A 14,288-nucleotide genomic window follows, 5' to 3' on the forward strand; every position below is an offset into this window, starting at 1 on the left:
TAAGCGCTCTCCCGGCCATGGGACCGAAGAAGGACGATCTTCACAGTGTCATGTGCACACGAGCTGACTTGAACGCGACCGCAGGCCGCGAACGTGAGGTTGTGGCGGTCGTGCGACTAGATTGCCGAGGACGATAAGCGACTCTGGCTGGCCCGCACAACAGCGCCGGCGATGTCAGAACGTCACACGTCCTTAACTGGACGAACCCTCGGCCAGACTGAGACGAACACCGGTTGAGAGACGTTGCCTGGGAAGATGAGCGACGCCGCGAGGGTGGTTCGTTCGGCGGACACAGCGCCCGGCGACCGCAATCGGCGGCGCCCGTCAGGCGATCCTCTGAACGGATAACGGGCCCGGCTGTTGGACCAGTTCGGGCGCGCGCGGGATGCCTTCGTCACCTCGCGTGGACCGCGACAACGACGAACCCGTTGGACACCAACGGCGAAGATACTTAGCCTGTGCACGGGAATGGGTCGGGGAATGCGACGATCGCGAGACGTCCCCTGTCAGCCGACAGGCGGATGTCTCGCGATCTCGCTCCCTCTGGGCATCGTGACTCCTCGCCCTTGTGGATGCGGCCCCGACCCGCCGCCGCCGCCGACGCCACTACCGGGAAGGTCGATGACCGCCACAGTGACGGTGACCCGCGCACTCGACTACGGGCTCGGCGAGGTTCTCGACATCTATCGACCTGACACCGGTGGGGGTTTCCCCGTCGTCCTCCTGTGGCATGGCGTCGGCGTTGCCGAGCGGGACGTTTTCGAACCCCTCGCCCGAGCCGTCGCCGCCGGTGGCGCCGTGGTCGTCGTACCCGACTGGCGGTCCACCGCACCCGATCGCGGGCGGGCGCACCTGCTCGGGTCCCTGGCGTTCACCAGAGCACGGGCGTCGGGGTACGCCGGCGACGTCTCGAAGGTCGTCCTCGCTGGCTGGTCGAGGGGTGCGCGCGCCGGATTCGCTCTGAGCGTGCACCCGGAACTCGTCGAGGGCTGGCGGCCCGCGGCGTTCGTGGGGATCGCGGGAGGGTACGGCCCGCGTCCCGATGGGCGGAACCCCGCGGCACCAACGACCGGAACGCTCCCCCTCGACGACGCGCGGACGAGCGTGCACCCGCCGCTGCCGGTCTGGCTGGTCCACGGCACCGCCGACCCGACCGTCGACGTCGAGGAGTCCCGCCGCCTGACCGCGACCTTGCGGGCACGCGGCTGGGACGTTCAGTACGACGAGGTGCCGGGCGCCGACCACGTGTCGATCGTGTCGCCACGGCACCGCGTCGACGGCGTCGCGGACGGCCGCGAAGATGCCGGCGAAGGGCTGCCTTCGGTGGCGGCCGAGGTCGCGACAGAGGTGGCGGGCCACAGCGTGCGGACCGCCCGCGTCCTCCTCAACGCCGTTCGCTCGCTCTCCCCGCCTCGGTGATCATGATCGTGATCATGAAGCCGAACGGGGCTATCCGTACCAAATCCCTTCATGATCACGATCATGATCACGGGATTCGCTACCGCCTCCCGCCCCACCCTCAGCGCGCTGCCCACCACGTACGCACCTCCGCCAGCGGCAACAGCCAGCTGCCGGCCAGTGCCAGCGCCGCGAACGCCACGAGCCCGAACACCAGCACCCACAGCAGTCCGGGTACGCCGGTCAGCCTCGCCAGCTGGTCGGCATCGGAGTCGCGCGCCTGCCCTCGGGCACGCTTGTGCTGCAGCTCGCCGAGGGGCCGGAACGCCGAGAAGAGCAGGAACCACGTGAAGGCGTACGCGATCGTCGCCTGAACCCCGGCCGGCGCGAACCAGGACACCCCGAAGACCGTGAGCGCCACCACCAGGACGGACGCGATGCCGTAGGCGTTGCGTACCAGGAGGAGCATCGCGGCGAGCAGGGCGATGCTGATCCAGAGCAGCGCGGTGATCCGGCCGAAGGTGAGCATCGCCGCGAAGCCGAGCCCGAGCAGGGACGGCGCGACGTACCCCCCGAGCGCGGTCGCCACCATGCCGGGTCCGGTGGGTCTCCCCCGCGAGATCGTCACGCCCGAGGTGTCGGAGTGGAGCCGGACCCCGGCCAGTCGCCGCCCCACGAGCACGGCGACCAGCGCGTGGCCGCCTTCGTGGGCGATCGTGACGACGTGCCGGGCCAGCCGCCACACGTCGCGGATCATCACCGCGGCGAGTGCGGCCAGGGCGCACGCCAGCACCACCGTGGTCGAGGGCTGTTGCTGGATACCGGTGACGTCGTTCCACAACTGTTCCAGGCTCGACATCGGCCGCCCCTACGCCGACGCCGGCAAGGACCGGGCCACGAGTTCGTCGCTGAGCGCGCGGAGCCGGGCGCGGGCGCCGCTGTCGTACGCCTGCCGGTGGGCGGTCGTCTCCCGCATGCCGTCGAAGTACGTCCCGGTCACGCCGTCGAGCTCGGGATCGGTGATCAGCCGCAGGGTGGCGGCGCCGCCTTCCTCGATGGTGCTCCGCGGCTCGCCGCCGAACTCCCGCACCATCGGAGTGTCCATGAACGTCGCCGGATGCAACGCGTTGACCGTCACCCCCTGGTCACGCAGCTCCTCGGCAAGGTCGAGGGTGAACATGATCTGGGCGAGTTTGCTGCGGCGGTACGCCGTCACCCCGTCGTAGCGGCGCTCGAGCATCGGGTCGTCGACGTCGATGGGTTCCTGTCCCGCCGAGGCGACGTTGACGACCCGGGCGGGCGCGGACGCGCGCAACAAGGGTAGGAGTCGGCGGGTGAGGCGGTAGCCGGCCAGGTAGTTGACGGCGAAGCGGAGTTCGATCTGGTCCGCGCTCAACTCGCGTCCGGACCCGGGTGGACCAAAGCCCACACCCGCGTTGTTGACGAGCACGTCCAGCCGGTCCAACCGCTGGAGTAGCTCGCCCGCGAGCCGGTCGACCTGGCGAAGGTCGGCGAGGTCGGCGACCACGGTCTCGACCCGCCCGGGTGCTCTGGCCAGCTCCGACCTGACCCGCTCCACCTTCGTGGGGTTACGGCCGTGCACCACGACCGTCGCCCCCGCGGCCACGAGCTGCTCCGCGACGTACCTGCCCAGGCCGTCCGTCGCACCCGTCACGGCGATGACCTGTTGGGACACCGGACGCACCGCGCTCTCCTCTCCTGGCGTACGGCCCTACTCCGCCTGGCCTACTCCGCCCGGCCACGCCGTCGTTGCGCCGACCGTAGCTCACGAACCTGTACTACGGTCGCGGCATGACCGGCCACCCACCGGGCGGGGCCAACGCACAGCGGTCAGCCGCCGTCGTACGCCGTTCCACCAGCCGGGTGCTCCCGGTGGACCCGAGCGGACGGGTCCTTCTGCTGCACGGATTTCATCCGGCCCGGCCGCACGAGCCTCTCTGGTTCACCGTCGGCGGCGCGATCGAGGCCGGCGAGAGCCCGCGGGAGGCGGCCAGCCGCGAGCTTTGGGAGGAGGTCCGGATCCGCGTGCCACCGGCCGCCTTTCCCGAGCCACTGGCGTTCAACACGGTGGAGTTCTCCTGGGACGGCCTCACCATCGTGCAGGAGCAGACCTTCTTCGCGGTGCGGGTCGGGGACGCGCCGGTGTCCTTCGCGGGCCTCGACGAGATCGAGCGGGCGACCACCGACGGCCATCGCTGGTGGTACGCCGACGAACTCAAGGACAGCGGCGAGGACTACCCAGAGGAGCTTCCACCACTCCTCCGCCGGGCGGCCACCCTGCCGGCCCAGTGAGGCGCCGGGCCCAGTGAGGCCGCCCTCAGGATCTGTCAGTCCTCCGGAACCTCGTGGCGTTCTTCCCTGGACCGCTCGGCCGCTCCGACCCGCCGCGCCCTGATCGGGCGGTCACTGGCGGTGATGCAGCGGCCGGTGGCGAGATCGAACTCGTACCCATGCATGGTGCACCGCAGCCGGTCGCCCTTGAGCTCGCCGAAATAGCTCAGGTCGGCCCTGCGGTGCGGACACTGGCGCTGCACCATCCACTTACCGATCTGGACTTCTTCGGTGGTGTCGTCCTGTTGGGCGTACCACTGTTCGGCGTAGGCCAGACGCTCCGGCGAGAGGCATTTGAAGAAGGTGTAGACGAACTCGTTGTAGGGCCCGACCCGGGCGGCCCGGAAACGCATGCTCAGGAAGAGGCTGTTGACCCAGTCGATCTCGTGGTCGGCGACGAGGCGTTCGACCAGCCGGCGCTCGATGCTGAAGCGGTACCTGCATTTCTCGCCGTTCCAGGCCCGCACCTCGCGATCGATGAAGTCGATGACGATCTTCTCGTCCTCGCCCACCTCGAGTAACAGTTGGGCGCCGACTCCCGCGCTGATCTGGTCCGCGACCCGCAGCAGCGGCTCGAACCATTCCTTGACCTCGGCGAGGATGTTGATCCCGGGAACCGCCCAGGACGCCTTCTCCTTCTCCAGCCGCGGGCGTACGCGGTCGGCGTACACCCGCAGATACTTCGCCTTGTCCTGATAGAGCTTCAGCGCGTTGTTGTTGGGATGGGTGATCTGGACCTCGCCCGGGGTGACTTCGGCGACACTTCCCGGAAGCATCATCAGGCCGTTGTAGCGTCCGTTCTCGCGGAGGTAGTCGAGGAAGACGGTGTGGTCGGGGAACGGATTGGCCGGCGAGTTGTCGATGTCGTTGTACTGCATCAGGTCCTGGTCGAGGAACGCCGCCGGGCCGGCGGAGGGTACGACGTATCTCGCGTCGACCTCCTCGACATAGCGGTAGGCCCGGGCCAGACCGTTCGCCCGCTTGCTCGTACCAAAAGCCACCTTGGCCGGCTCGGTAAGGTCATAGACCAGCGGCCACCAGTTCGCTCCGGAAAACTGCAGGAAATGCACGTCGTAAGGCCCGAACGCCCGCAGCGCGTCCAACTCCACCGGCTTCGCGTCGTTCTGGTTGAGGATGCGTACCTGCCCGTCGGACAGCGCGAGCGCCGAGTCGCCGATCGGCCCGTCGCTCGGGGAGACCAGCGCCACGATCATCACCCGGAGATTTCCGTCGAGCGTCACGGACTCCGAATTCGGCATCACCACGAAGTGTCTGAACCCGATCTCGCGAAGGGTTTTCTCCAGGTCCCGAGTCTTGTAGTCGGGTAGTAAGACGGTGGTGTCGCGCGATACTCCGGCGCGCAGAAATTCCGGGTCGTAATGGTCCCGGTGCAGATGGGAGATGTACAGGTAGTCCGGGTTACGGTACGCCTCCCAGTCGAGGTCGCTGTTATCGGGAAACGGAAACCAGGACGCGAAGTAGGCGGGATTGACCCAGGGGTCGCACAGAATTGTCGAACCCGAAGCCTCGATGAAGAATCCGGCGTGTCCGAGGGACGTCACCTTGGTAGCGATCACAGCTGGCCTCTCCTCGTCGATCGCCCGACCCCATTAGAACTGTCGAGCAGAGTCAAACTATCGAGCTGAGTGAACTCTTGAAGCCAGGCTTCCCAGCATCACCGCGAGAATTCATCGACCGCCGTCTCGGAATGGTGAACCTGTTATTTGGCCACCAAAACAAGAACGGTAAAGCAACGCATTCGTGAACTGCCGGTGAATATGGTTGCGGACAGGCGTATTCGGCGTTCGGCGAAAAACGCCTGTAAATGGGACGGAAATCTCAGCCGAGCGGATCGTCGTCGGCGTACGGCGTCAACCGCAGGGTGCGGGCATTCTGTCGAACAATGGCGTCCGCCCGCGCCCGCAGGTCCTCGACGTCATCAGTGCCGGCACGGAAGTAGCGTCCGGACAGTGCGTCGAGGCGCCCCGCGGCGATGGCGACGATGATGTCGGTGACCGCCGCCACGGGCGTCCACGACGTACGCCCGCGATGCATCTCCATCGATCGGGTCATGTCGGTTTCGACGTGACCGGGTGAGACGTCGAACGCCGTCACGCCATACTCACCAGCGGCCGCGACGATTGAGCCCGTCATGCGCAGCAAACCGGTCTTGGCGGTGCGGTAGGCGCTGTAGATGGCCCCGTCGCGGATGGCTACACCCGTCGTGAGCTCGACGATCCGGCCGCGGTGGCGGGCCACCATCTCAGGAAGCACGGCCCGGCAGAAGTGGTAGGGCCCGCGGAGGTTCGTCTCGACGATCGCCCACCATTCGTCGGGGTCGGACTCCCACAGCGGGACTTCCGCCGACTCGATCCGGCCGGCGTTGTTGACCAGAAAATCGACCGGGCCGAGCGCCTCGCGTACTCCGTCAACGACGGCTTGCACCTGGTCGGCACCCGTGACGTCGCCCGGGACGACCGCGACCCGCGCCCCAGCCGCGACACATTCGCGGCGTACCGACTCCAGGGCGTCGGCGTCTCGCGCGGTCAGTCCGACGGCGAGGCCGGCGCGCGCCAGCGCCAGTGCGATCTCACGACCGATCCCCCGGCTCGCGCCGGTGACCAGCGCTACCGTGCTCGCGCCCTCCGACATGGTCGCGTTCCTCCCGCGGATCGCCGCTGGTGCTGGCACACCTGTAGTGGGGCCAACTGCGTTACCGTCCCGAACCCACCCTCAGGTGCCGCGCTGGACCGCGTGTGTGCGCCGCGCGGCCTCGTCGACCGCCGCCTGCTTCGCCGCACTCACCTCGGCGTCCGTCAGGGTCCGGTCGGGCGCGCGGAACCGGAGCGCGAACGCCAGTGACTTCGTACCCGCCTCGATCTGCGCGCCGGTGTAGACGTCGAACAGGCGTACGGACTCCAGCAGATCGCCGACACCATCGCGCAGTGCCGCCTCGACGTCGGCCACGGGTACGGCGGCGTCGACAATCAGGGCGACGTCTTCCTTCGCCGGAGGGTACGTCGACACCTGCGGTGCCGACACCGGCCGCATCGACGCTTCCAGACGGTCAAGCTGGAGTTCCATCGCGGCGGCGCGCGGCGGCAGGCCGTACGCCTCGACGACCTTGGGGTGCAGCTCTCCCGCGTGCCCCACGAGCCGGCCGTCGACGAGCAGGGCCGCGCACCGCCCAGGGTGCCAGGGAGCGTGCTCGTCCGCGCGGACCGACAGCTCGACCCCGGCGGCCTCGGCGACGATCCGCGCCGCCTGGATCGCGTCGGCCCAGGTGGCTGACCGCGCAGTGCTCTGCCAGCCGGCGGGTTGGCGGTCGCCGGTCAGCACCACTCCAACCCGGCGCGGCTGGTCGGGCAGAGCCGCGTCGAGCGCGGCGATCTCCTCCTCGCTTGGCCGGCGGTCGACCGGCAACCTGGGTGCGGCTGGAGCGTCCGGACGCGGGCGGAACACCACGCCCAGCTCGAACAACGCGAGGTCGGTGAACCCCCGACCGACGTTGCGGCGGGCGATCGCGAGGAGTCCCGGCAGCAGCGTCGTGCGCAGCAGGGGCTCCTCCTCCGACAGCGGGTTGGCCAGCCGGAGCGCCTGACGGCGCGGGTCGTCGGCGGGCAACCGCAGCCGGTCGAAGTCCGCTTCTCCGACGAACGGATAGGCCAGGACCTCCACGTAGCCGGCGCCGGCCAGCACCCGGCCGACGGTCCGCCGCAGCCGCTGGTCAGACGTAAGACCACGCCCAGGCGGAGCGACCGGGAGGACGCTCGGCACCGTGTCGTACCCCTCGAGGCGGATGACCTCCTCGGCAAGGTCATTGGGATCGGCGAGGTCAGGACGCCACGAGGGCGGCGTGACAGTCAGGCGCTCGGCTCCGGCCTCGCCCCTCGTCTCGACCACGCACCCGACCTCCTCGAGGCGGCGTACGAAAACCTCGACCGGGATGGGATAACCGGCCACCCGGGCGGCGTGGTCGGCCGGGATCGTGATCTGCGGAGCCGGCGGCGGCGTGCCGATCAACGTCGCGCCGTCCAGGATCCGGCCGCCACCGATCGAGACCAGAAGCTCCGCCACGCGCTGCGCGGCGTACCCCTGGATCGCGGTGTCGACTCCTCGCTCGAACCTCTTCGACGCCTCGCTCGACAGCTTGTGCCGACGCGACGTGCGGGCGATCACGACCGCATCGAAGTGCGCGGCCTCGATCACCACGTCGGTGGTGGTGTCGGACAACTCCGTGGTGGCGCCACCCATCACCCCCGCCAGGCCGATCGGCCCGGAGTCGTCGGTGATGAGGAGGTCCTCGGGATCAAGCTCGCGGGTCGCACCGTCGAGGGTCTGGAGCTTCTCCCCCGGCTCGGCCCGGCGTACGACAATCGGCCCGGCCAGGCGCGACCGGTCGTAACCGTGGATCGGCTGGCCGAACTCGAGCATGACGTAGTTGGTCACGTCGACGGCCGCGGAAATCGGCCGCATGCCGGCCAGCTGGACCCGTCGCTGCAGCCAGCGCGGGCTGGGCGCGGCCGGATCGAAACCCTCGACGGTGACCGCGGCGAACACCGCGCAACCAGCCGTATCGTCGACCCGCACCGGGTAACCCTTGTCGGACACGTTCGGCGCCAACTCGGGCTTGACGGGGTCGGAGAACGCCAGCCCGAGCGCGGTCGCCGCCTCGCGGGCGATCCCGCGGACCGACATCGTGTAGCCGCGGTCGGGTGTCACGGCGATGTCAAGCACTTCGTCGCGCAGGTGCAGGACCGGCGCGGCGTCGTCGCCCGGCGTGCCATCGGACGGGTCGAGCACCAGGATGCCGTCATGGTCGTCGCCGACGCCGAGCTCGCGCGTCGAGCAGATCATGCCGTCGGAGACGTGGCCGTACGTCTTGCGTGCCGTGATCGTGAAGTCACCCGGAAGGGTGGTGCCTGGAAGCGCGACGACGACCAGGTCTCCGACGGCGAAGTTGCGAGCGCCGCAGACGATGCCGCGCGGCTCGGCCGCACCGACATCGACCTGGCACCAGCGGATGGTCTTGCCGTTCTTCTGTGGCTCCTCGACGAACTCGAGCACCCGGCCGAGCATCAAGGGTCCCTTGACGTCGGCGCCGACGGACTCGACCGTCTCGACCTCCAGACCGACCCGGATCAGCGCGTCAGCGACCTCGCGCCCCGTGATCGACGCCGGCAGGTCGACGTACTCCCGCAACCACGAGATCGGGACCCGCATCAGCTCTCCCATCCGAAGGCCCGGGTGAACCGCACGTCACCCTCCACCATGTCGCGCATGTCCTCGACGCCGTTCCGGAACATCAACGTGCGCTCGATCCCCATCCCGAACGCGAAACCGGAATAGCGCTCGGCGTCGACACCGCAGGCGGTGAGGACGCGCGGGTTGACGACGCCGCAGCCGCCCCACTCGATCCAGCCCTCGCTACCGCAGGTGCGACACGGCCGGTCCGGGTTGCCGACCGACTCGCCCCGACACACGAAGCACTGCAGGTCGAGCTCGGCGCTGGGCTCGGTGAAGGGGAAGTAATAGGGACGGAGACGGGTCTTGAGGCCGGGCCCGAACATCGCCGCCGCGAAGTGGTCGAGAGTCCCCTTCAGATGCGCGAGGGTGATCCCCTCGTCGACGACCAACCCCTCGACCTGGTGGAAGACCGGTGTGTGGGTCGCGTCCAACTCGTCGGTGCGGTAGACCCGACCCGGGCAGATCACGTAGATCGGGGGTTTACGGGACAACATCGTGCGCGCCTGCGCGGGCGAGGTGTGGGTGCGCAGGACGACGCCGTTGTCCTCGGGTGCGACGAAGAAGGTGTCCATCGTCGTCCGCGCCGGGTGGTCCGGCGGGATGTTGAGGGCGTCGAAGTTGAGCCACTCCGCCTCGGCCTCAGGCCCCTCGGCGACCTCCCAGCCCATCGCCACGAAGACGTCCGCGATCCGCTCCTGGATGGTGGTCAGCGGATGCCGGGCACCGCGGGGCTCGACGTCCCAGGGCACCGTGACGTCCACGGCCTCCTCGACCAGGATCCGGGCCTCCCGCTCAGCCTCGAGCTCGGCCTGACGCGCCGCGAGCGCGTCGTTGACCGCCCGGCGGGCCGCGCCGATCCGCATGCCGGCGTCCTTGCGGGCCTGCGGTGGCAGCGCGCCGATCTCGCGGTTGGCGAGGGCGAGCGGGCTGCGGTCACCCGCGTGCGCGAGGCGGGCGGAGCGCAGCTCGTCGAGGTCGGCCGCCGCGGCGATCGCGGCCAGCGCCTCGTCGCGCATCCGGGCGACCTCGTCCGCGTGCAGCGGCGTGACCTCTACGGGGTCGTAGTTGGTGTTCGGGCCCGACATCTGCTGGGAGTCCCCTCATCAAGTCGTACGCCGGGAAAGTTTAGGCAGTGCCTCCGGCAGGGCCGGACGCACGCTCGACGACGCGCGGCATCTCTGCACCATGCAAGCCAAATTCACCACGTTTCGTAGGGAATGATCACGCAAACGTGATCATTCCGGGGCCTCTTCGGTGGCGGAGGTCCGGCAGCCACCGGGCGCCCGTTGGGCGTTGGCCGAGGCGTAGAGGCAGACCGCCGCCGCGGTCGCGAGGTTGAGGCTCTCCGCCCGCCCGTACACGGGTACGCGGACGACCGCATCGGCCAGCTCCCGCGTGGCCGGGGGGAGCCCCCACGCCTCGTTACCGAAGATCCAGGCGGTGGGTCCACCGAGCAGGCCCCGCTCGGCCGCCATGTCGAGGTCCAGCTCCCCCGCTCCGTCGGCGGCGAGCACTGTGAGCCCCTGCTCCCGTAATGCCGACACGGCCGCAGGCGCGGGGACGCCCACCGTGACCGGGAGATGGAACAGGCTGCCCGCGGACGCCCGCACGCACTTGGAGTTGTAGACGTCGACCGAAGCGTCGGTGAAGACCACGGCCTCGGCGCCGGCCGCGTCCGCGCAGCGAAGGACGGTGCCGGCGTTGCCCGGGTCGCGGACCTGCGCGAGGACCGCAACCAGGTGGGGCTTCGACGCGACCACGTGGGAGTACGGCACGTCGACGAACCGGCACACCGCGATGATCCCCTGCGGAGTGACCGTCTGGGCCAGCGAGTCGAACACCTCACCGGAGACGAGACGCACCGGGATTCCGGACCGGGCCGCGGTCGCCGTCACCTCGGTGTACCGCTCGGCGGCCGGGCTCGTCGCGAACATTTCCTGGACGACCCCCGGACTCGCCAGCGCCTCCCCCACCGCCTGCGGTCCTTCGGCGAGGAACTGCCGGCCACGGGCGCGGAAGGCGCGCTTGACGAGTCGCCGAGCCGCGGTGATGCGGCTGGCGCGGGGATCGGTGAGCTCTGGGCCCGCCACGCGAGTCAGCGTCGAAGCTCCAAAGGACTGACGTAGTGCGCCGCTCAGGCGGCCGCCTCCGTCTCGGCTGGCAGCGCGTTCCTGGCGACCTCGACCAGGGCGGTGAACGCCGCGGCGTCGGTGACAGCGAGATCAGCGAGGATCTTGCGGTCGACCTCGACACCGGCGGCCTTGAGGCCCTGGATGAAACGGTTGTACGTGATGCCGTTCTGGCGGGCGGCCGCGTTGATCCGCGTGATCCACAACCGCCGGAAGTCACCCTTGCGGGCCCGACGGTCACGGTAGGCGTAGACGAGCGAGTGGGTGACCTGCTCCTTCGCCTTGCGGTAGAGGCGCGAGCGCTGGCCGCGGTATCCCTTGGCCTTCTCGAGGATGTCGCGACGCTTCTTGTGGGCGTTGACCGCCCGCTTCACGCGTGCCACTGGCGAACTCCTTGCTCAGACTGCCGCGCTCCGCCACCGGGGCGCGGATGGTTCATCGGGATCATGGGCAGGGTCCCCCGGTGATCCAGGGGGCCGGGGGCTGGGGCCGATTTGCCGAGCGCGGTCAGCGCCCGAGAAGCTTCTTGGCCTTCTTGGTGTCAGGAGCGGCGACGTCCGCGGGGGCCGCAAGCCGGCGCGCACGCGTGGACGACTTCTTCTCCATGATGTGGCCGCGGTTGGCCTTCTTGTGCATGATCTTTCCGGTGCCCGTGACGCGGAAACGCTTCTTGGCCCCGCTGTGGGTCTTCATCTTCGGCATACTCGTCCCTTGCTTCGACCGTTCGGGGCGCACAGCGCACGCCCGACGTCCTGGCGTGCTGCCCCGCCCGGGGAACTACCCGGCGTAGGGCAGCGATCGTTTCGCCACGATGGTTCGGGGCCTCGCCTCGGCGGGCCCGTCTCCAGGCGTGGTGTTGCTCGGCGGCGGTCTAAGGTGTCCGCTCGCCCTGGGGCTGAGGCACCCGCTCGGCGCGGGCGGCCGCGCGATCTGCCTCGCGCTCCGCGGCCCGCCGGGCCTTGTCGGCCTCGACATCCACGCGAGCCTCCGACTTCCGCTTGTGGGGAGTCACCACCATGATCATGTTGCGGCCGTCCTGCCGCGGCTGGGACTCGACGAACCCGAGGTCGGCGATGTCCTCAGCGAGGCGCTGCAGCAGCCGGAAGCCCAGCTCGGGCCGGGACTGCTCGCGTCCGCGGAACATGATCGTGATCTTGACCTTGTCCCCCTGCCGAAGGAATCGCACGACGTGACCCTTCTTGGTCTCGTAGTCGTGCGGGTCGATCTTCGGTCGGAGCTTCATTTCCTTGATGACCGTCTGGGCCTGGTTGCGCCGAGCTTCCCGGGCCTTTTGAGCGGTCTCGTACTTGAACTTCCCAAAATCCATCAGCTTGCAGACCGGTGGCCGGGCGGTCGGAGCTACCTCGACCAGATCGAGGTCCGCCTCCTGAGCCAGGCGCAGCGCATCGTCGATGCGCACAATGCCGACCTGCTCGCCATTCGGTCCGACGAGTCTGACCTCGGGAACCCGGATCCGCTCGTTGACGCGAAGCTCTGTGGCGATGAGGACCCTCCTGTGTGGTGTGCCATGTTTGGTGCCCGCCTGGTGCGTGCACCTCCCAAGAACCCGAAAACGCGAAAAAGGCTTCCGCGCCTTCGCCGCGGAAGCCATCCTCCGGTACGCCGCATCGCCCGCCGGGGCGGGGACGCCACGCTGGCCGCCGACTCGAGCCAACGAACTCGGCGACCGGCCGGACCCGACGACCTCAATCGATCGCTGCGGGTGGGAGATGGTCCTCCGCTTGTGACCCGATCGGATGCCGCGGGAGGGGCCCTCGGCGGGGTGTGCCCGACGGGGACTCACATCCCACGCCACATCTGACCAGGTCGGCCGATCGCCAAGAGTACCAGCACGAGCACACCGCGGCCACCGAGCCCGCCGCTCGTGCCAAGAGGTCGCGGGATCGCTAACCAGAGACGCTGCCCAACGCATACCGGGACAGAAACGCCAACCCCACGCCGGCGGCGTCGATGCCGCACTGCCGTTGGTTTGGCCAGACGTGACCGCACCGATGGGTGACGATCTCGACCACCGAACCCGGCGCCCGCGCGATCACCCGGCCCGGCAGGTCTGGCACCGGTGAGAACGACATACCGAGCCAGGCCACCTTCCCGCCCTGGTAGGGAACCACCTCGTCGACCAGGCCGTGGACCTGCAGGTAGTGGATCGGGGCGCCGCCCGCGCACTGGGTGACGAGCTGCCCGGCAACGCCGAAGCCGGCCGCGAAGAGGTCAGGGCGTTCACACAGCGCGCGCAACGTCATCATGGCGCCGTTGGAGAAGCCGGTCAGGTAGATCCGCCTCGGGTCGATGTCAGGCACCCGCTGCTGGACGTCCGCCACGAGGTCCGCGAGGTACCCCACGTCGTCCATCTCGTGCGACTGAGCCCATCCGCAACACCCGCCGGCGTTCCAGGATCTGTTCGGGCCGATGCCGTACGCCACCACGAAGCCCTGCCCGCGCGCCCGGGCCTGGAAGCCAGCCGCCTTCTCCAGGCGCGTCCAGGTGCCGCCGAAGGAGTGGAGTACGACGAGGAGCGGCCGGCCGGTGCCGCTCCGGCGTACCGCGGTGTCCTGCTGCGCGGGGAGGACGTAGACCCGGCCGCTCGCCAACCGGACCACACCCGGGGTCGGGAGCGAGCTGGTCGGCAGGGCGCTCGGGCCGGTCGGCGGCGTGGTGCCTGCGGGGTCTGTTCCTGGGTCCGTTCTTGACCGCGGGGTTGAGCCGGTGGTCGGCCCAGGGCTGGGCAGGCCGACGCGGTTGGCTCCCGTGCGGCCCTGCGCACCCGTCTGGTGTCCAGGGTCCGTCTGGTCGCCGGCTGGCACACCCGGGCTGGGCGAGGCCGGCCCGACCAGGCCGCCGGTCCACGATGCGCATCCGGCGAGGACGGTCAACGACAACAACACCGTCACGAGGACGGCCGGGGTGAGGACTCGCCCTCGCTGCGGCATGGCGTGACGATAACCGGTCTCGATCAACGTCGCGCGCCGATCGGTGGGCGCGCGAGGTTACGTCTCACCTGCTCGAGCTTCGTCTCACACTCTGGTCGATCCAGGGTGCTGTCTCACATTGTCTACACCCTGCGGGTACTTCACATGGCTAGTACCTGCTTTGCACGGCGTCCATGCCGCGTGAAGCCCCTAATGACCACGTATACGTGGT

The 14,288-nt window shown here is 69.3% G+C and carries 13 protein-coding genes; 2 read left to right on the top strand and 11 right to left on the bottom strand.

Annotated elements, in window-relative coordinates:
* Nucleotides 1-621: 621 nt before the first annotated feature.
* On the top strand, nucleotides 622-1,419 hold the full coding sequence (locus tag B141_RS42195) for a prolyl oligopeptidase family serine peptidase (protein WP_020577497.1): 798 nt from the start codon (nucleotides 622-624) through the stop codon (nucleotides 1,417-1,419).
* Between the two features lie 100 nt (nucleotides 1,420-1,519).
* On the opposite strand, the gene B141_RS0122785 is transcribed toward B141_RS42195, so the two are convergent.
* Both B141_RS0122785 and B141_RS0122790 read right to left on the bottom strand, forming a co-directional pair.
* Nucleotides 1,520-2,257: a M50 family metallopeptidase gene (locus B141_RS0122785; protein ID WP_020577498.1), complete on the bottom strand. Its 738-nt coding sequence runs from the start codon at nucleotides 2,255-2,257 to the stop codon at nucleotides 1,520-1,522.
* 9 nt (nucleotides 2,258-2,266) lie between these two features.
* Nucleotides 2,267-3,103, bottom strand: coding sequence for an SDR family NAD(P)-dependent oxidoreductase (locus B141_RS0122790; RefSeq protein WP_020577499.1), 837 nt, complete (start codon nucleotides 3,101-3,103; stop codon nucleotides 2,267-2,269).
* Between the two features lie 107 nt (nucleotides 3,104-3,210).
* Here B141_RS0122790 and B141_RS0122795 point away from each other — a divergent pair, with 107 nt between their 5' ends.
* A complete protein-coding gene (locus B141_RS0122795; RefSeq protein WP_020577500.1) occupies nucleotides 3,211-3,711 on the top strand; it encodes an NUDIX hydrolase in 501 nt (166 codons plus the stop codon).
* Nucleotides 3,712-3,746: 35 nt separating this feature from the next.
* Here B141_RS0122795 and B141_RS0122800 read toward each other — a convergent pair whose 3' ends face one another.
* The 9 genes from B141_RS0122800 to B141_RS45985 form a co-directional block, all read right to left on the bottom strand.
* Nucleotides 3,747-5,327 (bottom strand): MBL fold metallo-hydrolase, encoded by a 1,581-nt coding sequence (locus B141_RS0122800; protein ID WP_020577501.1) that lies wholly within the window; start codon nucleotides 5,325-5,327, stop codon nucleotides 3,747-3,749.
* Nucleotides 5,328-5,589: 262 nt separating this feature from the next.
* Entirely contained in the window at nucleotides 5,590-6,402 is an 813-nt protein-coding gene (locus B141_RS0122805; RefSeq protein ID WP_020577502.1) for an SDR family NAD(P)-dependent oxidoreductase, read from the bottom strand.
* 81 nt (nucleotides 6,403-6,483) lie between these two features.
* Nucleotides 6,484-8,973: a phenylalanine--tRNA ligase subunit beta gene (gene pheT, locus B141_RS0122810; RefSeq protein ID WP_026257485.1), complete on the bottom strand. Its 2,490-nt coding sequence runs from the start codon at nucleotides 8,971-8,973 to the stop codon at nucleotides 6,484-6,486.
* Nucleotides 8,973-10,082: a phenylalanine--tRNA ligase subunit alpha gene (gene pheS, locus B141_RS0122815; protein WP_020577504.1), complete on the bottom strand. Its 1,110-nt coding sequence runs from the start codon at nucleotides 10,080-10,082 to the stop codon at nucleotides 8,973-8,975. Before pheS ends, pheT begins: the two co-directional genes overlap by 1 nt.
* A 150-nt stretch (nucleotides 10,083-10,232) precedes the next feature.
* Entirely contained in the window at nucleotides 10,233-11,087 is an 855-nt protein-coding gene (locus B141_RS0122820; protein ID WP_020577505.1) for a TrmH family RNA methyltransferase, read from the bottom strand.
* Between the two features lie 44 nt (nucleotides 11,088-11,131).
* On the bottom strand, nucleotides 11,132-11,509 hold the full coding sequence (gene rplT / locus B141_RS0122825) for a 50S ribosomal protein L20 (RefSeq protein WP_020577506.1): 378 nt from the start codon (nucleotides 11,507-11,509) through the stop codon (nucleotides 11,132-11,134).
* 124 nt (nucleotides 11,510-11,633) lie between these two features.
* Complete coding sequence (gene rpmI / locus B141_RS0122830) at nucleotides 11,634-11,828, bottom strand: 50S ribosomal protein L35 (RefSeq protein WP_020577507.1); 195 nt, start codon at nucleotides 11,826-11,828, stop codon at nucleotides 11,634-11,636.
* Nucleotides 11,829-11,997: 169 nt separating this feature from the next.
* Nucleotides 11,998-12,630 carry a translation initiation factor IF-3 gene (infC, locus tag B141_RS42200; RefSeq protein ID WP_051114164.1) on the bottom strand — a complete coding sequence of 211 codons (633 nt, stop codon included), beginning with the start codon at nucleotides 12,628-12,630 and terminating at the stop codon, nucleotides 11,998-12,000.
* Nucleotides 12,631-13,033: 403 nt separating this feature from the next.
* On the bottom strand, nucleotides 13,034-14,077 hold the full coding sequence (locus tag B141_RS45985) for a CE1 family esterase (RefSeq protein ID WP_020577509.1): 1,044 nt from the start codon (nucleotides 14,075-14,077) through the stop codon (nucleotides 13,034-13,036).
* Nucleotides 14,078-14,288 lie beyond the last annotated feature (211 nt).

This window comes from Actinopolymorpha alba DSM 45243 (assembly GCF_000373925.1).
Taxonomy (GTDB): Bacteria; Actinomycetota; Actinomycetes; order Propionibacteriales; family Actinopolymorphaceae; genus Actinopolymorpha; species Actinopolymorpha alba.